At 61.8% G+C, this 18218-nt stretch carries 20 protein-coding genes; 5 read left to right on the top strand and 15 right to left on the bottom strand.

What is annotated here, in order from left to right; genetic code table 11:
* Positions 1-32: 32 nt before the first annotated feature.
* The 4 genes from ilvC to C8K44_RS08805 all read right to left on the bottom strand — a co-directional run bounded on the left by ilvC (position 33) and on the right by C8K44_RS08805 (position 4708).
* A complete protein-coding gene (gene ilvC / locus C8K44_RS08820; RefSeq protein WP_109575387.1) occupies positions 33-1052 on the bottom strand; it encodes a ketol-acid reductoisomerase in 1020 nt (339 codons plus the stop codon).
* A gap of 25 nt (positions 1053-1077) precedes the next feature.
* Positions 1078-1731 (bottom strand): TetR/AcrR family transcriptional regulator, encoded by a 654-nt coding sequence (locus C8K44_RS08815; protein ID WP_199227051.1) that lies wholly within the window; start codon positions 1729-1731, stop codon positions 1078-1080.
* A 214-nt stretch (positions 1732-1945) separates the two neighbouring features.
* The gene (locus C8K44_RS08810; RefSeq protein WP_109575385.1) at positions 1946-3862 is read right to left on the bottom strand and encodes a potassium transporter Kup; all 1917 of its coding nucleotides are present in this window, start codon (positions 3860-3862) and stop codon (positions 1946-1948) included.
* A gap of 105 nt (positions 3863-3967) precedes the next feature.
* Positions 3968-4708: a pyridoxine 5'-phosphate synthase gene (locus C8K44_RS08805; RefSeq protein ID WP_109575384.1), complete on the bottom strand. Its 741-nt coding sequence runs from the start codon at positions 4706-4708 to the stop codon at positions 3968-3970.
* A gap of 131 nt (positions 4709-4839) precedes the next feature.
* Between C8K44_RS08805 and C8K44_RS08800 the strand changes: the two genes are divergently transcribed.
* Positions 4840-5229 (top strand): STAS/SEC14 domain-containing protein, encoded by a 390-nt coding sequence (locus C8K44_RS08800; protein ID WP_109575383.1) that lies wholly within the window; start codon positions 4840-4842, stop codon positions 5227-5229.
* A complete protein-coding gene (locus C8K44_RS08795) occupies positions 5202-6149 on the top strand; it encodes a hypothetical protein (protein WP_245417421.1) in 948 nt (315 codons plus the stop codon). The genes C8K44_RS08800 and C8K44_RS08795 overlap by 28 nt, the downstream gene beginning before the upstream one ends.
* 48 nt (positions 6150-6197) lie before the next feature.
* Here C8K44_RS08795 and C8K44_RS08790 read toward each other — a convergent pair whose 3' ends face one another.
* Positions 6198-7325 carry an ATP-dependent RecD-like DNA helicase gene (locus C8K44_RS08790; RefSeq protein ID WP_109575382.1) on the bottom strand — a complete coding sequence of 376 codons (1128 nt, stop codon included), beginning with the start codon at positions 7323-7325 and terminating at the stop codon, positions 6198-6200.
* A 77-nt stretch (positions 7326-7402) separates the two neighbouring features.
* Here C8K44_RS08790 and C8K44_RS08785 point away from each other — a divergent pair, with 77 nt between their 5' ends.
* A complete protein-coding gene (locus C8K44_RS08785) occupies positions 7403-7939 on the top strand; it encodes a GNAT family N-acetyltransferase (protein WP_109575381.1) in 537 nt (178 codons plus the stop codon).
* A 17-nt stretch (positions 7940-7956) separates the two neighbouring features.
* On the opposite strand, the gene C8K44_RS08780 is transcribed toward C8K44_RS08785, so the two are convergent.
* Genes C8K44_RS08780 through C8K44_RS08760 form a run of 5 tightly spaced genes read right to left on the bottom strand, consistent with a single transcriptional unit; the run spans position 7957 to position 10898 of the window.
* Positions 7957-8595 (bottom strand): glutathione S-transferase family protein, encoded by a 639-nt coding sequence (locus tag C8K44_RS08780; RefSeq protein ID WP_109575380.1) that lies wholly within the window; start codon positions 8593-8595, stop codon positions 7957-7959.
* 48 nt (positions 8596-8643) lie between these two features.
* Complete coding sequence (locus C8K44_RS08775; protein ID WP_109575379.1) at positions 8644-9000, bottom strand: nitrile hydratase accessory protein; 357 nt, start codon at positions 8998-9000, stop codon at positions 8644-8646.
* Positions 8987-9646, bottom strand: coding sequence for a nitrile hydratase subunit beta (gene nthB / locus C8K44_RS08770; RefSeq protein WP_109575378.1), 660 nt, complete (start codon positions 9644-9646; stop codon positions 8987-8989). Before nthB ends, C8K44_RS08775 begins: the two co-directional genes overlap by 14 nt.
* Positions 9643-10254, bottom strand: coding sequence for a nitrile hydratase subunit alpha (gene nthA / locus C8K44_RS08765; RefSeq protein ID WP_109575377.1), 612 nt, complete (start codon positions 10252-10254; stop codon positions 9643-9645). Before nthA ends, nthB begins: the two co-directional genes overlap by 4 nt.
* Before the next feature lie 47 nt (positions 10255-10301).
* Positions 10302-10898 carry a LysE family translocator gene (locus C8K44_RS08760; protein WP_109575376.1) on the bottom strand — a complete coding sequence of 199 codons (597 nt, stop codon included), beginning with the start codon at positions 10896-10898 and terminating at the stop codon, positions 10302-10304.
* A 219-nt stretch (positions 10899-11117) separates the two neighbouring features.
* On the opposite strand from C8K44_RS08760, the gene C8K44_RS08755 reads away from it, so the two are divergent.
* Positions 11118-11876 (top strand): hypothetical protein, encoded by a 759-nt coding sequence (locus C8K44_RS08755; protein ID WP_109575375.1) that lies wholly within the window; start codon positions 11118-11120, stop codon positions 11874-11876.
* 80 nt (positions 11877-11956) lie between these two features.
* Here C8K44_RS08755 and ilvN read toward each other — a convergent pair whose 3' ends face one another.
* Positions 11957-12529 (bottom strand): acetolactate synthase small subunit, encoded by a 573-nt coding sequence (ilvN, locus tag C8K44_RS08750; RefSeq protein ID WP_109575438.1) that lies wholly within the window; start codon positions 12527-12529, stop codon positions 11957-11959.
* Between the two features lie 76 nt (positions 12530-12605).
* Positions 12606-14390, bottom strand: a complete 1785-nt coding sequence (locus C8K44_RS08745; RefSeq protein ID WP_281062985.1) for an acetolactate synthase 3 large subunit — start codon at positions 14388-14390, stop codon at positions 12606-12608.
* Positions 14391-14754: 364 nt separating this feature from the next.
* Here C8K44_RS08745 and C8K44_RS08740 point away from each other — a divergent pair, with 364 nt between their 5' ends.
* Positions 14755-16581, top strand: a complete 1827-nt coding sequence (locus C8K44_RS08740; RefSeq protein ID WP_109575437.1) for an ATP-binding protein — start codon at positions 14755-14757, stop codon at positions 16579-16581.
* A 39-nt stretch (positions 16582-16620) separates the two neighbouring features.
* Here the strand turns inward: C8K44_RS08740 and C8K44_RS08735 are convergent, their stop codons facing one another.
* From C8K44_RS08735 to minD, 3 genes are all read right to left on the bottom strand, one after another.
* The gene (locus tag C8K44_RS08735; protein ID WP_109575373.1) at positions 16621-16932 is read right to left on the bottom strand and encodes a hypothetical protein; all 312 of its coding nucleotides are present in this window, start codon (positions 16930-16932) and stop codon (positions 16621-16623) included.
* A gap of 203 nt (positions 16933-17135) precedes the next feature.
* Positions 17136-17399, bottom strand: a complete 264-nt coding sequence (gene minE / locus C8K44_RS08730) for a cell division topological specificity factor MinE (protein ID WP_109575372.1) — start codon at positions 17397-17399, stop codon at positions 17136-17138.
* Entirely contained in the window at positions 17396-18211 is an 816-nt protein-coding gene (minD, locus tag C8K44_RS08725) for a septum site-determining protein MinD (protein ID WP_109575371.1), read from the bottom strand. The genes minE and minD overlap by 4 nt, the downstream gene beginning before the upstream one ends.
* Positions 18212-18218 lie beyond the last annotated feature (7 nt).

Below are 18218 nucleotides of genomic sequence, written 5' to 3'. Positions count from 1 at the left end.
CGGCCACGACGCCGTCAGTGCGGAATGGCTTCTTAGTTCTTGGCCTTGTCGACCAGCTGGTTCTTGGCGATCCACGGCATCATGCCGCGCAGCTTGGCGCCGACTTCCTCGATCTGGTGGCTGTCGTTCATCCGGCGAATACCCTTGAAGCGGGCAGCACCCGAACGATATTCCTGCATCCAGTCGGAGGTGAACTTGCCGGTCTGGATGTCCTTCAACACGCGCTTCATCTCGGCCTTGGTCTCGGCGGTGATGATGCGCGGGCCGGTCACGTATTCGCCCCACTCGGCAGTGTTCGAGATCGAGTAGTTCATGTTGGCGATGCCGCCTTCATAGATCAGGTCGACGATCAGCTTCACTTCGTGCAGGCACTCGAAATAGGCCATCTCGGGCGCATAGCCACCCTCGACCAGCGTCTCGAAGCCGGCACGGATGAGCTCGACCAGACCGCCGCAAAGCACCGCCTGCTCGCCGAACAGGTCGGTTTCGCACTCTTCCTTGAAGTTGGTCTCGATGATGCCCGAACGGCCGCCGCCGACGCCGCAGGCGTAGGAGAGCGCGAGATCAAGCGCGTTGCCCGAAGCATCCTGGTGAACAGCGACCAGGCACGGCACGCCGCCGCCCTTCTGGTATTCGCCGCGCACGGTGTGGCCCGGGCCCTTCGGCGCGATCATGACGACGTCAACGGTCTTCTTCGGCTCGATCAGGCCGAAATGCACGTTGAGGCCGTGTGCGAAGGCGATGGCGGCGCCGTCACGGATGTTCGGAGCGATTTCGTCGCGATAGATGTCGGCCTGCAGTTCGTCAGGAGTCGCCATCATCATCAGGTCGGCCCACTTGGCGGCTTCCGCCACGGTCATGACCTTGAGTCCGTCGGCCTCCACCTTCTTGGCGGTCGCCGAGCCGGACTTCAGGCCGATGACGAGTTCCTTGGCGCCGGAATCCTTGAGGTTCAGCGCGTGCGCGCGGCCCTGGCTGCCATAGCCGATGATGGCGACCTTCTTGCCCTTGATCAGATTGAGATCGGCATCACGATCGTAATAGACACGCATTGGTGGGTTCCTTCCCGGTTGTAATTCAGGGGGCCGCTGGCCCGGTTTTTGCTCCATGAAGAGCAAGAAACTGCTGCGTTGCGCGCGCGGCGTCGCCGTCGATCTCCGCATCAGTCAATTCCAGCCGGTCGCCGAGCAGCAGACGTATCTGCACGTCCCGGGCAACCAGCCCGAAAAAGGTTCGGAACGCCGTTTCGGCGTCGTCGAATTCAAGAAGTCCTGCCTCACTGCCGGCTTCGAGCACCGGTTTGAGGCGTCGGCCGAGCGCAAAACGGCCACGTTCGAGCACAATAGCGCCGAGATCGCGCTTGTCCGAGCCGGCATGCACGACCGCGACGCGGTTGAGCGCGATCGAAGTGTCGCTTGAGATCACCCTCAGCCAGTCGGAGGCAAAGCGTTCAAGGCTTGCAGCCAGGGAGGCGAGGTCCAGTCCTTGGCGGTCGACCGGCGGCACGCGAACCTTCGACGCCTGCCATTGCACGGTTGCGGTCAGCAAGCCGTCGCGGTCGCCAAACCATTTGTACAGCGTTTCCTTGGAACAGCTTGCACGGCGCGCAACCGCCGTCATCGTCAGCCTGTCGCCTTCCTCGACAAGGAGGCGCAGCACCGCGTCGAGCACATCCTTCTGACGTGCCGTCGGTCCCTCGCCTTCCATCATCTCGTTGGTTGTCTGCAACATTGTTCCCGACCTGTCACGTAACGTCGAGCACCTCAAAGGGCCGTACCGTACGTTACGGTTCGGCTTATGCCGTAATCACCGACGCTTCGCAAGACATCGGCGAAAATTTCTGGTGCGAAGCCTACGCAGTTGCCGGCTCAGGCAGGATCCTTGCCGGCCGCATGTTCCGCCCGATCGATCCAGGTCGGAAATGCTTCGCTTCCTGGCCGCAGCCTCAGATCGAAACCTGGGTTCCGACCTCCACCACGCGACCGGTCGGGATCTGGAAGTACTCGGTCGCGTCCGCAGCCGTACGCGCCAGGCCGATGAACAGCCTGTCCTGCCACACCGGCATGCCCGAGTTGGGCGACGCCTTCAGCGAGCGCCGCGACAGGAAGAACGACGTCGTCATGATGTCGAACTTCCAGCCTTGCTTGCGGCAGATGGCCAGCGCCTTGGGGATGTTGGGCTGCTCCATGTAGCCGAACTTCAGCTTCACACGCATAAACAGCTCGTTGACCTGCTCCATCTTCACGCGTTCGCTGTCGGGCACCACCGGTTGCTGTGCCGTCACCACCGACAAGATGACGTTCTGCTCATGCAGCACCTTGTAGTGCTTGAGGCTGTGCATCAGCGCGGTCGGCGCGCTGTCGGGATCGCTGGTCAGAAATACCGCAGTGCCGGGCACCATATGCGGCTTCTTCTTGATCAGGCTCTCGGCGAGGAAATTGAGTGGAATCTCGTTCTTGCGCGTCTTGTCGAACAGATAGCGGCTGCCGCGCACCCAGGTCCACATGACGGTGACGATGGTGAAGGCTACTGCAAGCGACGCCCAGCCGCCCTCGAACACCTTGACGATGTTGGAGGCAAAGAAGCCGAGATCGATGAGGCCAAAAACGGTTATCGCAACGACGACGGCAGCGACCCGCCAGCGCCAGACGCGCAACATCACCACTGAAAGCAGCAGCGTCGTCACCAGCATGTTGCCGGTCACCGAGATTCCATAGGCGGAAGCCAGCTTGCTCGATTCGCCGAAACCGACGACCAGGAGCATCACCACTAGCGCCAACAGCATGTTGACGCGCGGCATGTAGATCTGGCCCAGCGTGGTTTCCGACGTATGCTGGATTACCAGGCGCGGCAGCATATTGAGCTGCACCGCCTGGCGCGTCAGCGAATAGGCGCCGGTGATCACCGCCTGGCTGGCGATGACGGTAGCAGCGGTCGCCAAAACGACCATCGGCACCAGCATCCAGCCTTCATTCATCTCGAAGAACGGATGGCCGACATTGCCGCCATGGCTGAGTACGAATGCGCCTTGGCCGACATAATTGAGCAAGAGGCACGGAAAGACGATGCAGAGCCAAGCCAGGACGATTGGCCGGCGTCCGAAATGTCCGAGATCGGCGTAAAGCGCCTCGGCACCCGTCACTGCCAGGAAGATTGCGCCGATAGTTACGAATGACACCTCCGGTTGGTGGGCCAGGAACTGCACGATGTAGATCGGGTTCACTGCCCAGAGGATTTCCGGGTCCTCGACGATATGGACGACACCGGAATAGCCAATGGCTATGAACCAAACCAGCGTGATAGGGCCGAACACGATCGCCACGCTGCCAGTCCCAAAGCGCTGCACCGAAAACAGGATCGCCAGGATAACCAGCGTGAGTGGCACGACATAGGGCTGGAAAGCCGGCGTGACGACGTTCATGCCCTCGACCGCAGACAGCACCGAGATCGCCGGGGTGATGACCGCATCGCCATAAAACAGCGAAGCGCCGATCATGCCGAGTGCGAGGATGATGCCCGAGCGTTTGGGCAGTGTGCGTCGCGCCAGCGCCATCAGCGACAGCGTTCCGCCCTCGCCGCGGTTGTGGGCTCTCAGCACGAACATGACATATTTGATGGTGACGATGATCGTCAGTGCCCAAATGATGAGCGACAGCACGCCGAGGATATCCTCGCGCGAGGCGACCTGCCCGCCCGCCGACGCCACCAGCGCTTCGCGAAACGCGTAGATCGGGCTCGTGCCGATGTCGCCGAAGACGACGCCCAGCGCGCCGATCACAAGCAGTCTGATGTCGTGCGAGTGGCCGTCCGCCTGGACCGCCTGCCCGCTTGTTCCCGCCTTGTCAGCGCCGGCACCGGTCATGAACGACTCTCCGTGAAGCGGCGGGGCTCTACGCTTGCCGTGTCGCAAAAGCAACAGCTCTTTTGCGGCAGCTAATGTTCGCGCCATGCATGGCTTGCGAGGATATTACCATCCGCACGCCTTGAGATAGCGCTTAATTGTCCCGGTCATGCCATATTCGAGCGCATCGGCCGTGAGGCCATGGCCGATCGAAACTTCGGCCAACTTCGGGATGCGACGCATCAGCGGCGGCAGATTATCGACAACAAGGTCGTGTCCGGCATTGACAGCCAAACCTGCGGCGAGCGCGGCCTCCGCAGTTTTTGCCAGCATTTCCAGCTCTTTGGCAGCCTTTGATGAATCGTCGAAGCACGCTCCGTAGGGGCCGGTGAAAAGCTCGATTCGGTCAGCACCGGTATCGCGCGCGGCACTCACCGCGGCAGGATCGGCATCGGCAAACAGCGAAACACGGAAGCCACCCTTCTTCAGCCGCGCGACCACCGGCTTGAGCAGGCTTGCTTGGCTGGTGAAATCCCAGCCGTGGTCGGACGTCGCCTGCGACGGATCGTCCGGCACCAGCGTCACCTGTTCGGGCTGATGTTTTTCGACGAGTTGCAGGAAATCCTCACTCGGATAGCCCTCGATGTTGAACTCGGCCTTTGGAAATTCATCGTCGATCAGCGCTCTGATCTCCGGAAGGTCGGAGAAGCGTATGTGGCGCTGGTCTGGGCGCGGGTGCACCGTCAGCCCGTGCGCGCCGGCTGCAAGGGCGATGCGGCCGAGGCCAGTCACGCTTGGCCAGGGCAGATCGCGCCGGTTGCGCAGCATGGCGATGGCATTGACGTTCACGGAAAGCTTGGCGGGCATAGGCAACTCACAGTAACAATGAGAACAACGCACCTATCACGGCTTGGGCGGGAACAGAGAGCGCTTTTATGTGTTCCAGGGTGGATGCGGATGCGCAGCCCCCAGATCGTCGAGGACTCAGGATGAAATCCATGGATGCCCCACCGCCGTTTCGACGCATCGACACCGACAAAGGCGATGTTTTTGCCTTCGAGATCGCTGGCCACTTCACCCAGGCCGACATCGAAAATGCCTACGGACTGCTCGACGCGGCCTATGAAGGACACGACAAGATCGACATTTTGCTGCGGGCCAGCGGCTACGACGGCTTTGACTGGTCAGCCCTGTTCGACCCAACAACCTTCAAGGGAAAGATGAAAGCGCTGCAGCGCATTCGCCGCTACGCGCTCGTCGGCGGGCCGGTCTGGATGGGACCGATGATCGGGTTGTTCGCGCCGCTGACTTCGATCGAAACAAGACACTTCTCCGATGCCGACGAGACCAAGGCATGGGAATGGCTTGGCGCCAAACCGGTCGAATAGCCTGCGGTCACACTCCGGTCACCGGCGCGCGCCAGACAGCGATCATCATGCCCAATATTCGCATCATCGATTCGATCACCGCCCCCGGCTCGCCCTCGCGTCCGAACGAGGATAGTGCCGGCGGCAACGCCAGCTGTGCATTCGTCATCGATGGCGCCACCGGCCTCGGCGGCAACAGCATCGTTGGCCTGCACGGTTCTGATGCCGCCTGGCTCGCCCGTTTTGCACAGAGCACCTTCGAAGAGCTGGTGCGCAACGGCCGCCCGGTGGCCGATATCGTGCGCGAACTCAACCAGCGCGCCTTCAATGTCGTTCATGAGGCGGCCCACGCCTTGCCGATCGAGCCTTGGAACATGCCGGTCGCCAGTTTCCAGATGGTTCGCGTGGAAGGCGAAGCATTGGTCACGCATGGCCTGGGCGACTGCCGCCTTTTCCTCGTCGACGCCGAAGGTGTCGAGCTCGAAACCAGCGCCATCAAAAGTGCCCATGCCCACGAGCGCGATGGCGCCCGCACGGCGATCGCCCTTTCGGGCGGCTTCGCTGCGCATCAGGCGCTCGCCGACGCCCCTGTCGTGCGCGAAGAGTTGCGCCGTCGCCGCGCCGCCTACAATCGCCCCGGCGGTTCAGTCTGGACGCTGGGGACTGAACCTGAAGCAGCCGATCATCTCGTCACCGAGCAGCTCGCAGTAGCCCTGCCTGCGCGAGGCCTGCTGTGTTCCGACGGTTTTGCCGCCCTTGTCGACCAGTACGGCCGCTATGGCGTCGGTGAATTCGTTCGCGCTGCGGCGGAAACCGGGCTCGCCCCACTGTTGCAGCAATTGCGTCAGATCGAGCAGGTCGAAGACCCAGACGGCAAGAAATTCCCGCGGTTCAAGGTTTCGGACGATGCGACCGCAGTGCTTTTCGAGGTCGTTGCCTGACGCGGCCGATTCTGGTCCCAGATCCGAAAGTGCCGGCCTGCGGAAATCCTAGCGCACGATGGTCAGACGCTCGGCCGCACGGGTAATTGCCGTGTAGAGCCAGCGCTGGCGCGTTTCCTTGAAGGCGTAGCTTTCGTCAAACAACACGACATTGTTCCACTGCGAGCCCTGCGCCTTGTGCACGGTCAGCGCGTAGCCATAGTCGAAGTCGTCATAACGCTTCTTGGTGCCCCAGGGGATTTCTTCGTCCGGGCTTTCGAACACCTGCTTCAACAGCTTGATCTTGGCGACGCCACGGTCAGGATCGTCCTCTTCCGGCGCGACCAGAAGGTTGATGCCCGGCTTCACGGTCTCGCGCGACGAGGTCATCACCTTCCACAACGAACCATTGAGCAAGCCCTTGGCAGGATCGTTGCGCAGGCACACCAGCTTGTCGCCGGCCTGCGGATAGCCTGCGGCAAACCCCTTGAGTTCGCGCAAACGCTGATTGTACCGCCTGCGCGTCCGGTTGGTGCCGACAAGCACCTGGTCGGCGTCGAGCACCAGGTCCTGGTTGACGTCCTCCTTGCCGATCACCTGGGCGGTGCCATAGTCGCCACGCATGAACTCGCGGCCCTCGCGTACGTCGAGCGCCAGCCGCAGGATCGGATTGTCACGCGCCTGGCGGTGGATTTCGGTCAACAGAAAGTCCGGCTCATGCTCGGTGAAGAACCCGCCACCCGAGATCGGCGGCAACTGGGCCGGATCGCCCAACACCAGTACCGGTGTTCCAAAGGTCAAAAGATCGCGCCCAAGCTGCTCGTCGACCATTGAGCATTCGTCGATGACCACAAGCTTTGCCTTGGCGATAGGGCTTTGGCGGTTGAGCGAAAACGTCGGCGACATCGACGTCTTGCCCGTCGTCTCGTCGGCAATGGCCTCCTCGCCCTTTGGCCGGTAGATCAGCGAATGGATGGTACGCGCGTTCGTGGCCCCCTTCGAGCGCAGCACCTGCGCTGCCTTGCCGGTGAAGGCGGCGAACTGCACCTGCCCGTCGACGTGCTCGGCGAAATAACGCGCCAATGTCGTCTTGCCGGTGCCGGCATAGCCGAACAGGCGGAAGAGCTGGGGCCTTCCGGATTTGAGCCAGCGCGCCACGGCCTGCAGCGCATCGTCCTGCTGAGGTGAGAATTCCATGGGTTTGACTGACAGGATTCGCGTAAGAAGGGCAAGGGGATCGTGAGTCCGCCGGCTCCGCCAAGCGTCGGCGCGCCATGAGACTGAAAAAGGAATTTCTTGTGCCGTCTGACTTTGAAGTTCCACAGGTTCGCCAATTGGTTCAGGGGAATGACGCCCATGCAGTCCGCGACCTGTACGATCGTGCCGCCGATTTTGTGGCGATGGAAACGGGGTCGAGGCCCAACAACACCACGGTTGCGGGATTCTTCGCGGACTGCCCACCCGGCGCCGACATCGCAAAATCACAAAAGCTTGGGCTGTTCTTGGCTAACCAGCTCGTTGCGATTGCCGACCTCGCCTTTGGATACCCCGAAATCGATGACGCCTATATCGGGCTGCTGCTGATTGACAAAGGCTGCCGCGGCATGGGTCTCGGGCATGTTTTCCTTCGTCATTTGAAAGGCCTCGCGCAGACACACGACGCCAGCCGGCTTCTGATTGCAGTATTGGATGAAAACCTACGCGCCCGCGCTTTTTGGGAGCGCGAGGGCTTTCGTTTGGTGAAAAGCATTCCTGACTTCAAACTCGGCCGGAAAACGCATGTCGTGCACAGGATGGCACTGCAACTCTAGATTACGGCGTCCGGGCGCTAGCTTGGCATCGTCCCCAGCATGCTTGGCCTCGCGGCCATGCGCACCCACCACGATGCAAGATTGACGTGACGCTGCATCATGTCACGTCCCTCCTGCGTCAAAAGGAAATAGTGAAACATCGGCGCGGCATGAAGATCCGCCAGCGACAGTTCAGCGCCGGCAAGCCAAGTGCCACGCCCCATGAGTTCGGAGAGCGCCTTGAGGCATACAACTGCTCTCGGAAGCGCCGCAGAAATAGCAGCTTCGTTGGCCACGCCGTCCTTTGAAGGCTTTGAGACCCGCTCGACATAGATGCCCCAAACCAGAATGGGATAGACGTAGTTGTCCGCAATGCTGATGATCTGGTTGGCGCGCGCACGTTTCAGAGGATCGGAAGACTGGAGCCTGGGGCCGTCGAAGACCTCGTCGACATACCTTGTAATTGCGCCCGTCTCGTAGAGGCTGAAACCATTGTGCTCGAAGGCAGGAATACGGCCGAACGGTTGCCTTGCCAGATGAGCCGCCGGCACACCTTCGCTGGCGAAGACGTCGACCGGCGTTAGGTCGTAGGCTACGCCCTTTTCCGCAAGTACCAGCCGGACGGCGCGGACATAAACGCTGTAATCAGCGCCGAACAGACGCGGCTTTGTCGTCAATTTCGACCCCCGAAGGCCACGGGCATCAGCGCCGAGACCAAATAGGCGCTAATTCCTCTCCGGATCATTCTCCAGCGCAATCGGCTTGCCATGTGGCGTGGCGTGCGCGGCCCGCTCCCAGGCGGCGGCCATTGCATCGACCTCGTCGTGCCCGGCAAGGCCCTTGTCCGCCATCAATCGCTCAAGGGCTGCAAGCCAACGCTCGTAGTAGTCGCTGCCGTCGGTGGCAGCTTCCGGGCGTTTCACTTCCGACGACAACCGCTCGGCCCATTCCGCCCACGTGAACAAGCCACGCTCGTGCAGCGCCACCACTATGGCGAAGGCTTCAGCCTGCCACGGCTCGGCGAACACCGGTGCATCGAGGCCATCGGCCCCAACCGGAAGCCGCCCCTCATACCGGCTCAAGATAACTCTCCCAGGCGTCGATGCTAACTTCGAGCGTCGGATCCGCGCCCTCGCCCCACAATTCGTCGGCCGTAAACACCACCGTATAGACCCATTGCGGATTCTCGACTTTTCCATGCGCGTTGTCGTCGGGAAAGACAAAGCCTTCGCGAACCGCGTCAACTACGCCTTGCTTGCCGCGCGCATAACGTGGCAGGCGCGTATGCCCGGTGCGATGAAAATTCTTCGTCCGCACGTGCTGGCCGGAGGCGAACCGTGCCGGGGCGTCAACCGGCCGGTCGCAGGGGCCGCCCTTGGCCAGGACCGCAGGCACATTCTCGGCCTTCAGCACCCGCTTGGGTGTCGCCGCCGGATCGATGGCATCCCCGGAAGCGAGATCGCGCGCGGTAACGAAGCCGTGGCGCTCGAGCAGTCCTTCCAGCGCCTTGATCCAGATTTCATAGTAGCTTGAGCTGTAATAGTCGGCCGGACGCAGGCTCTCGCGCTTGTGCCGGCTTTCGTCGATGTTCCAGGCGCCCATGGCACCTGCCGTCAACGTCACGCCCAGCGCGCGCTTTTCCCATTCGGCGTGGAAATAGGGCTCGTCCTTTTCAGGCGCGATCGGCCCGAAACCCATTTGACCGCCAAGATCGTGCGGGCCGTTCATGCGGCACCCTTGGCAAGTCCGGTTCCGATCATGGAATCGCGCGTCACCAGATCGGCGAGTTGCGCCTCGCTCAAGCCGTCAGTGCCTTCGGGACGCTGCGGCACGACGAGGTAACGCAATTCGGCGGTGGAATCCCACACGCGGATTTTCTTGTCCGCCGGGAGCGTAACGCCAAACTCTTCAATCACACCGCGCGGGTCGATCACGGCCCTGCTGCGATAAGGCGGCGCCTTGTACCATACCGGCGGCAAGCCAAGCACCGACCACGGATAACAAGAGCACAGAGTGCACACGACGAGATTGTGGGTATCGTCGGTGTTGAACACCGCCTGCATGTGCTCGCCCTGGCGGCCGGTGAAGCCGAGCGAGGCGATCGCCGCCGTGGCATCGCGTTTCAGCCAATCGGCATAATCTCGATCGCTCCACGCTTTCGCCACCACGGCAGCGCCATTGCGCGGACCGACCTTGGTCTCGTAGGTATCGACGATGACGTCGATTGCCGCCGGATCGATGAGCCCCTTTTTGGTGAGGATCGTCTCCAGCGCGCGCACCCGCGCGGCCATTGGGTCCAGTTCGTTGTCGTGATGATGGTCATGATCGTGCGACATGGCCAAAAGCTATGCCCGCCTGCGCGATTGCGCAAGCAAGTCGATGCTCACTTCAGCATTGGCCACAGGGTCGCGGCCAGCAGCAGGCCCATGGCAATGTTGAACCATTTGAGCCGCACAGGATCGGCGAGGAAGCCTCGAAGCGCCATGCCAAAGCCAGCCCAACTCGACACGCTCGGCAGATTGACCAGCGCAAAGGCACCCGAAATCAGCAGCACCGACAGAAACGGTGCTTCCGGGCTGGTGTAGACAGCCATCGCCGTTACCGCCATCACCCAGGCCTTGGGGTTGATCCATTGGAATGCGGCAGCTTCCAGGAAAGTCATTGGCCGTGCGCTGGTCTCACCGTCCTTGCCCAGCGAGCGCGACATGCCGACACGCCAGGCGAGATAAAGCAGATACGCACCGCCGGCAATCTTGAGGCCGTCATGCAGCGCCGGAAAGGCTGTCAGAACGGCACCCAAACCGAAACCAACGCCGAGCAGCAGCGAAAGAAAGCCGAAGCCGATGCCCAGCATGTGCGGAATGGTGCGCACGAAGCCGAAATTGACACCCGAAGCCAGCAGCATGAAATTGTTGGGCCCCGGCGTGATCGAGGTCACGAAAGCATAGACCAGCAGTGCAAGGAATGCGTCGTAAGACATCGAATGCCGCCTTGTTTTATGTCAGCATTATTGACCTTATTGTTGCGGGTAAAGAGCACAAATCATACCTAAGGGCTATGCCAGCCAAGGTGATGCAAGGCGTCGCGGGCAGCGCTTGAGAGCCCTTTCCTGCGTCAAAGCGTAACGAAAAGGCTTGATTGACCAACCGGTAAGGCCTTACGTCAAACGACAAACAGCAACTGACTCTCGGGGGAGAAAATGTCAGCAACTGCCAAAGCCGAGACAGCTAATAGTCTTACACGGGAACTGATCGATCACGCGGTGACCAGTATCGGAGCGTCCGACCGCTTCTCCTTGCCCTTTCCGCACATTTTCTTCCGCGACTTCTTTCCCGCCGATTTCTACGCCGAACTGATCCAGTCGATCCCCACCGAGGGATACGACCCAATCACCGGTACAGGCACCCGCATGGCACTGCGCCTTTATGGCGACAATGTCGGCAAGGTCGATGCAGGTGTCCGCGACATGTGGGCAGCCGTGTCGCAGATGCTGACATCGCCCGAAATCGAAGCCGCGATCCGCGATCAGCTTCACGAAGGCCTGGAAATCCGTGCGCGTGGCGACAAGGTCAAGAGCGTGGACGATCTCCGGCTGGTCGCCAAGCCAGTCCTTTACAGCGACAAGGATGGCTACCAGATCAAACCGCATCCCGATGCGCGCAAGAAGGTCGTGACGATGCAGCTCTACTGCCCCGCCGACGAGAGCCAGCGCGACCTGGGAACGACCCTCTACCAGGCTTCGCTGAAAGGGCTTCTGAATGTCGGCTCCTACGGGTTGGAGCCGGTCAAGACCCTGCCGTTCCTGCCCAATGTCGGCTACGCCTTCGTCGTGCTGAAGGCCTATCACTCGCTGATGAAGATGAGCTGGCACGGCCGCCCGAAGATCCAGACGACAATCGAGCGTCCGCGCGTTTCGTTGCTCAACACGTTCTACATCAACGAAAACGTCGGCTTCTGAGCTCTACGAGAGCGGTCTCAGAACACAAAAAGCCGCCGTGCATCGCATCGGCGGCTTTTTTCATTCCAGCAAAAGAAGTCTCACATCCCCTGGGGGCCGCGGTTCATCGCAGCGACGCCGGTGCGGCAGATCTCGACCAGGCCGAGTGGCTTCATGATGGCGATGAACTGCTCGATCTTCGACACCTTGCCGGTCAGTTCGAAGATGAAGTGCTCGGTGTTGGCATCGATCACTTTGGCACGGAAGGCTTCGGCCAGGCGCAACGCCTCGACGCGGGCCTCGCCGGTGCCGGCAACTTTCACCAGGGCGAGTTCCCGCGCCAGCGCGCCGCCGGTGCCCAGTTCCTGCGCCATGACGGTCAGGTCGACGACACGATGGACCGGCACGATACGCTCGAGCTGGTGCTTGATCTGTTCCAGTACGTGCGGCGTACCACGCGTCACGATGGTGATGCGCGACAAATGCTTTTCATGCTCGGTTTCGGAGACGGTCAGGCTTTCGATGTTGTAGCCGCGGCCGGAAAACAGGCCGATGACGCGGGCAAGCACGCCCGGTTCGTTGTCGACGAGCACCGATAGCGTGTGGTTTTCCGGCTTTTCGGTTTCCTTGGCGATGAAATAGGCGGAGCCGGTAGGTTGTAGCTGTGCGTTCATAAGATGAATCTCGATCTCAGGCGTTTGCGCCAACTCATTGATTGTGCGGCCTTGCATGAAGGCCGCACGCGATCCGTCACACCAGTTCGCGGCCCTTGGCGTCGATGGCATTGGCCACCGCCTCGTCGGTCGCCTCGTCGGGCAGCAGCATCTCGTTATGCGCCTTGCCCGAAGGGATCATCGGGAAGCAATTGGCGAGCGTAGCCACGCGGCAATCGAAAATCACCGGCTTCTTCACCGCAATCATCTCCTTGATCGCATCATCGAGTTCATCGGGCTTGTCGCAACGGATGCCATGGCCGCCATAAGCTTCGGCGAGCTTGACGAAGTCGGGCATCGCCTCGGTGTAGGAGTGCGACAGCCGGTTGCCGTGCAGCAGCTGCTGCCACTGGCGTACCATGCCCATGTAGGAGTTGTTGAGGATGAAGACCTTGATCGGCGCATCGAACTGGATCGCCGTGCTCATCTCCTGGATACACATCTGTACCGACGCGTCGCCAGCGATGTCGATGACCAGCGCGTCGGGGTGCGCGATCTGCACGCCAAGTGCCGCCGGCAGGCCGTAGCCCATGGTACCGAGGCCACCAGAGGTCATCCAGCGGTTCGGCTTTTCGAAACCGTAGTGCTGGGCCGCCCACATCTGGTGCTGGCCGACCTCTGTCGTGATGTAGGTGTCGAGGTGCTTGGTGTTCTCGTAAAGCCGCTGGATCGCGTATTGCGGCATGATCACTTCGCTGTTGGCCTTGTAGGCGTAGCTGTCGCGCGCGCGCCACTTGGCGATCTGCTCCCACCACGGGTAGAGCACCTTCTTGTCGGCCTTGGCGGTCGCCCGCCACAGCCGCACCATGTCTTCGAGCACGCGGCCGACATCGCCCAGGATCGGCACGTCGGCGGTCACGTTCTTGTTGATCGACGATGGGTCGATGTCGATGTGGATTTTCTTGGAGTTCGGCGAGAACGCATTGAGACGGCCGGTGATGCGGTCGTCGAAGCGCGCGCCGATGCAGATCATGACGTCGCAGTCATGCATCGCCATGTTCGCTTCGTAGCTGCCATGCATGCCCAGCATGCCGAGCCAGTTCTTGCCCGATGCCGGATACGCACCCAGGCCCATCAGCGTCGAGGTAATCGGGAAACCGGTCAGGTCGACCAGTTCGCGCAGCAGATGGCTTGCCTCGGGGCCGGAATTGACCACGCCGCCGCCCGAATAGATGATCGGCCGCTTGGCCTCCGCCATCAGCGCAACCGCCTCCTTGACCTTGTCGAGGTCGCCCTGGACCTTGGGCTGGTAGGACGTGCGCGGCGCGGTCTGCGGCGGCGAGTAGATGCCCTTGGCGAACTGCACGTCCTTGGGGATGTCGACAACCACGGGACCGGGACGGCCCGTGGTGGCGACATGGAAGGCCTCATGCAGGATGCGCGCCAGATCGTTGACGTCCTTCACCAGCCAGTTGTGCTTGGTGCAAGGCCGCGTGATGCCGACGGTGTCGCATTCCTGGAAGGCGTCGGACCCGATCAGCGAGGTCGGCACCTGGCCGGTGATGCACACCAGCGGGATCGAATCCATCAGCGCATCCTGCAGCGGCGTCACCGCATTGGTCGCACCCGGGCCCGACGTCACCAGCATCACGCCGGCCTTGCCCGTCGAACGCGCATAGCCTTCGGCCGCGTGGCCCGCGCCCTGCTCGTGGCGCACCAGGATGTGCTGGACGTCGTCCTGCTGGAACAGTTCGTCATAGATCGGAAGGACGGCGCCGCCGGGATAGCCAAAGAGGTGCTTGACGCCATTGTCCTTTAGCGCCTGCACCACCATCTCGGCGCCGGTCATTTCGCGTCGTCCGCTGTCACTATGTCCGCTCATCGGTCCGTCCCGTCTTTCCTTCGCCGTTCTCGGCGGTTGCTGCTCTGTTAGTCCTGTTTCGGGCAATAAAAAAGGCCCCCGAGGGAGCCTTCACATTTGCGCATGGGGGGATTTCGCCCGGCGGTTACACCGCCTTGCCCATGCGCAATCCTACTACGAGAATGAGTGTCGTATTCATGGCGCGGACGTTAATGCGCAAGAAGGCGAACTGTCAACCGGACCGGAACAAATTTTCCGCAACGTCAATCCACCGATAGCTCAAATCCGATCGACGCGTTTAACCCTGCCTATACCATGCGCCATCATCGCACCTTAACCGACCTGCGCTAGGCTTCGTGACCAGGGGAATGGGGGCATGAAGCCGATGTACGTAGAACGTCAGGCCGCTGGTGGCGAGACCACCTCGCAGGAGCGGCGCGATCCCAAGCAGGACGATGCCCGTATCCTTGGCAACGTCGTGCAATGTGACGGCGCCCGTGCCATCATCAGCGCCTACGCCGAGGGCGATAGCTCCGGCGTCGTCGGCCTCTGGACCGTTGGTCGCATGATCTGCATCAATCTCGGTGAAACGCGCACCATCGGGCTTGTCTATTCGATCGCCAAATCGGACCGTTCCTGGAGCAGCCAGGGCGACAACCCCATCGAGGTCCATGTCGAACTGATCGGAGAAGTCAGAGATGTTGGTCTAGACAAGCGCCCGGTCTTCGATCGAGGCATCACCGCCTATCCCTACATCGGTGCTGTCGCACACCGCATCCGCAGCCGCGACCTCCAGGCGGTCTACGACCTCGCCGGCCGCCGCACCGTCACCATCGGGCAATTGTCGCAGGACGACACCATCGACGCCTGCATCGCCATCGACGAGACGCTCGCCCGCCACTTCGCCGTTGTAGGCACTACCGGCGTCGGCAAGTCGACCGCCGTCTCGCTGTTGCTGCGCAAGGCGATCGCCGCACGGCCCGATCTGCGCGTGCTGATCATGGACCCGCACAACGAGTTCGCCGCCTCGCTGCCCGAGCATTGCGTCAAGGTCGATTCGAATACGCTCGACCTGCCATTCTGGCTCTTCCGCCTCGAAGAGTTCGCCGAGGTGCTGTTTCGCGGCCGCGAGACCGACGCCGAAGAGATCGACGTGCTGCGTGACCTCATCCCGGTCGCCAAGAACCTGTACCGCAGCCCCCAGGGCGGCGCCTTCCTGCGCCGTGGTGTCGATGCGCTGACCGCCGACACACCTGTACCCTACCGAATCGCCGACCTGATCAAGCAGATCGACGAACGCATGGGCATGCTCGAATCCAAGAACGAGCGGCCGATCCTGAAGTCGCTGCGCACCCGCATCGAATCGGCGCTGGCCGATCCGCGCTACCGCTTCATGTTCCATTCCAGGCTGATCGAAGACACCATTCACGAGACCATCGGCAACATCTTCCGCGTGCCGACCCATGGCCGTCCGGTCACCTGCTTCGAGATGGCCGGCATGCCCTCCGAGGTGGTCAATTCGGTCTGTTCGGTGCTCGCCCGCCTCGCCTTCGATCTCGCATTGTGGAGCGAAGGCCGCCTGAAGCTGCTTTTGCTTTGCGAAGAGGCCCACCGCTATATGCCCGCCGACCACCGGCTCGGTTTCGCACCGACCAGGCACGCGCTGTCGCGCATCGCCAAGGAAGGCCGCAAATATGGCTGCTATCTCGGCGTCGTCACCCAGCGTCCAGGCGAACTCGACCCCACCATACTTTCGCAATGCTCCACTGTCTTTGCCATGCGGCTTGCCAACGAGCAGGACCAGGCGATCATCCGCTCGGCGATCGCCGACTCTTCCGCCTCGACGCTATCATTCCTGTCGTCGATGGGCCAGCGCGAAGCCATCGCCTTCGGCGAAGGCGTCGCCACCACCATGCGTCTGAAATTCGAGAAGCTTTCGAGCGAACTCATTCCCGGAACTGGCAAGCGCGCGGCTGAGGCCACGATCGGCAATGGCGACGATGTCGATCTGGCAACCGTGGTCGAACGGCTCCGCAACGTGCCCAGGCCACAAGCTGCCGCGCTTGGATTTGCCGAGGTGGTTGACGCCCAGCGCCAGGCCGGCGACAGCGATTACCGCAAGCCGCCTGTCAGACCGCAACCCGACGATGACTTCGAGACCCGCTTCGGACTGCGCCCGTCGACATTTGGCGGCCGATCGCCGCAAAGCTGACCTGAAACGAGCTACGACGGCCGGGCCCGCTTCTGACTGTCAGATGCCCGAACCGTCCAATTGCTGCTCGTCCTCGCCTTCCCAAGGAGTAGGCATCGCAGCTGAATTCTTGCTCAGATTGGCCTTCGGCAGCGGCATCCAGCATTTCAATTCCGGCTCGGCATATCCGATCACGCAACCCGGATAGGAATCCGCGGCACGCCAGCCTTCGATGCCGGCCGTGTCGGGCCTTGCCCAATAGGCCACGTCGACTTCCGCTGGCCCCTGCTCCGATGGCCGCACGGTAACAAGGATTCGGCTGCCATCCTTTGGCGCGCTCGCCATGTGCCGCCACCGCTCAGGATCATCCATCGCATTCCTCCTCCGCACTGCAATCGCCGCCGCGCGGTGGCGGTGGCCTAGCCCAGTGTTGCTGCGTTGGAGAAGGACGTCCAGCGGCAAGTTTGCGCGCGCCGGTACTTTTGGCTCAGTCGCGACAGTGCCGGTCACCGGCCGCCATGGCCGTGTGTGGCCGTGGCGCCGATGACTTTCAGCATGTGCCGTAGCGCTGCCTGCTACAGCGCGGCCGCACCGCTTGCGTTTGGAATGTGGATGTCGATCTCGAGCGTCGACGTCGTATCACCGCGATCCATGGTGATGCGCACATCCTCCTGGCTGACCTGAACGTGCTTGGCAATCACCGCCATGATCTCCTCGCGCAACACGGCAACGAGATCGGGCTGGTTGCGGTTCTTGCGCTCGTAGGCCAGCAGGACTTGCAGGCGCTCGCGCGCCACCGGTGCACTGCGGCGACGTTTGAAAAGGTCGAACAGGCTCATGCCACTCTCCTTCCCAGAAGCCGGTTGAGCAAGCCTCGCTTTTCGACCGGCAGAACCACGGGCACATCTTCGCCCTGCAATCGTCTCGCCGCGTCGACATAAGCGCGGGCGGCTGCATTCGTGGGCTCGTTGAGCGTCACCGGCGAGCCGACGTTGGACGCGCGCAGAACCCCCTGGCTCTCCGGAATGATCCCGAGCAGCGGCGTGGACAGGATCTCCAGAACGTCGTCGATGCTGAGCATCTCGCCACGCGAGGCGCGCGCCGCATCATAGCGGGTGACGAGAATGTGCTTGGTGACGCTCTCGCCCTGCTCGGCCTTCAATGTCTTGGAGTCGAGCAAACCGATGATACGGTCGGAGTCGCGAACCGAGCTCACCTCAGGATTGGTGACGATCACCGCCTCATCGGCAAAGCGCATGGCAAGCTGCGCGCCGCGCTCGATGCCAGCTGGACTGTCGCACAGCACATAGTCGAATTTTTCGCGCAACCTGGCGATCACACTGGCCACGCCCTCCTCGGTCAGAGCGTCCTTGTCACGCGTTTGCGACGCGGGCAGCAGGAAAAGGGACTCCAGCCGCTTGTCGCGGATCAGAGCCTGCGAAAGCTTGGCCACCCCTTGCGTCACATTGACGAGATCGAACACAACGCGCCGCTCGGCGCCCATGACCAGATCGAGATTGCGCAGGCCAACGTCGAAGTCGATGAGAGCGACCCTCTTGCCGCTCTGGGCCAGGGCTGCTCCAAGCGCGGCAGTCGAGGTTGTTTTCCCGACGCCTCCCTTGCCAGATGTGACGACCACTACCTTGGCCATGTTCCAA

It is taken from the genome of Aminobacter sp. AP02, from assembly GCF_003148805.1.
Taxonomy (GTDB): Bacteria; Pseudomonadota; Alphaproteobacteria; order Rhizobiales; family Rhizobiaceae; genus Aminobacter.
The sequence above is the reverse complement of the archived record's forward strand: the minus strand, read 5'-3'. Positions and strand labels throughout refer to the sequence as shown.

Excerpts from the sequence above, each read along its gene's own strand:
- C8K44_RS08755 (WP_109575375.1), top strand. The coding sequence starts at position 11,118 with ATGTCAGCAACTGCCAAAGCCGAGACAGCTAATAGTCTTACACGGGAA.
- C8K44_RS08735 (WP_109575373.1), bottom strand. The coding sequence starts at position 16,932 with ATGGATGATCCTGAGCGGTGGCGGCACATGGCGAGCGCGCCAAAGGAT.
- C8K44_RS08795 (WP_245417421.1), top strand. The coding sequence starts at position 5,202 with ATGGCTTGGCGCCAAACCGGTCGAATAGCCTGCGGTCACACTCCGGTC.
- nthA (WP_109575377.1), bottom strand. The coding sequence starts at position 10,254 with ATGTCGCACGATCATGACCATCATCACGACAACGAACTGGACCCAATG.
- C8K44_RS08740 (WP_109575437.1), top strand. The coding sequence starts at position 14,755 with ATGTACGTAGAACGTCAGGCCGCTGGTGGCGAGACCACCTCGCAGGAG.
- minE (WP_109575372.1), bottom strand. The coding sequence starts at position 17,399 with ATGAGCCTGTTCGACCTTTTCAAACGTCGCCGCAGTGCACCGGTGGCG.
- C8K44_RS08810 (WP_109575385.1), bottom strand. The coding sequence starts at position 3,862 with ATGACCGGTGCCGGCGCTGACAAGGCGGGAACAAGCGGGCAGGCGGTC.
- C8K44_RS08815 (WP_199227051.1), bottom strand. The coding sequence starts at position 1,731 with ATGTTGCAGACAACCAACGAGATGATGGAAGGCGAGGGACCGACGGCA.
- ilvN (WP_109575438.1), bottom strand. The coding sequence starts at position 12,529 with ATGAACGCACAGCTACAACCTACCGGCTCCGCCTATTTCATCGCCAAG.
- C8K44_RS08745 (WP_281062985.1), bottom strand. The coding sequence starts at position 14,390 with ATGAGCGGACATAGTGACAGCGGACGACGCGAAATGACCGGCGCCGAG.
- C8K44_RS08760 (WP_109575376.1), bottom strand. The coding sequence starts at position 10,898 with ATGTCTTACGACGCATTCCTTGCACTGCTGGTCTATGCTTTCGTGACC.
- C8K44_RS08785 (WP_109575381.1), top strand. The coding sequence starts at position 7,403 with ATGAGACTGAAAAAGGAATTTCTTGTGCCGTCTGACTTTGAAGTTCCA.
- C8K44_RS08790 (WP_109575382.1), bottom strand. The coding sequence starts at position 7,325 with ATGGAATTCTCACCTCAGCAGGACGATGCGCTGCAGGCCGTGGCGCGC.
- minD (WP_109575371.1), bottom strand. The coding sequence starts at position 18,211 with ATGGCCAAGGTAGTGGTCGTCACATCTGGCAAGGGAGGCGTCGGGAAA.
- C8K44_RS08805 (WP_109575384.1), bottom strand. The coding sequence starts at position 4,708 with ATGCCCGCCAAGCTTTCCGTGAACGTCAATGCCATCGCCATGCTGCGC.
- ilvC (WP_109575387.1), bottom strand. The coding sequence starts at position 1,052 with ATGCGTGTCTATTACGATCGTGATGCCGATCTCAATCTGATCAAGGGC.
- C8K44_RS08800 (WP_109575383.1), top strand. The coding sequence starts at position 4,840 with ATGGATGCCCCACCGCCGTTTCGACGCATCGACACCGACAAAGGCGAT.
- nthB (WP_109575378.1), bottom strand. The coding sequence starts at position 9,646 with ATGAACGGCCCGCACGATCTTGGCGGTCAAATGGGTTTCGGGCCGATC.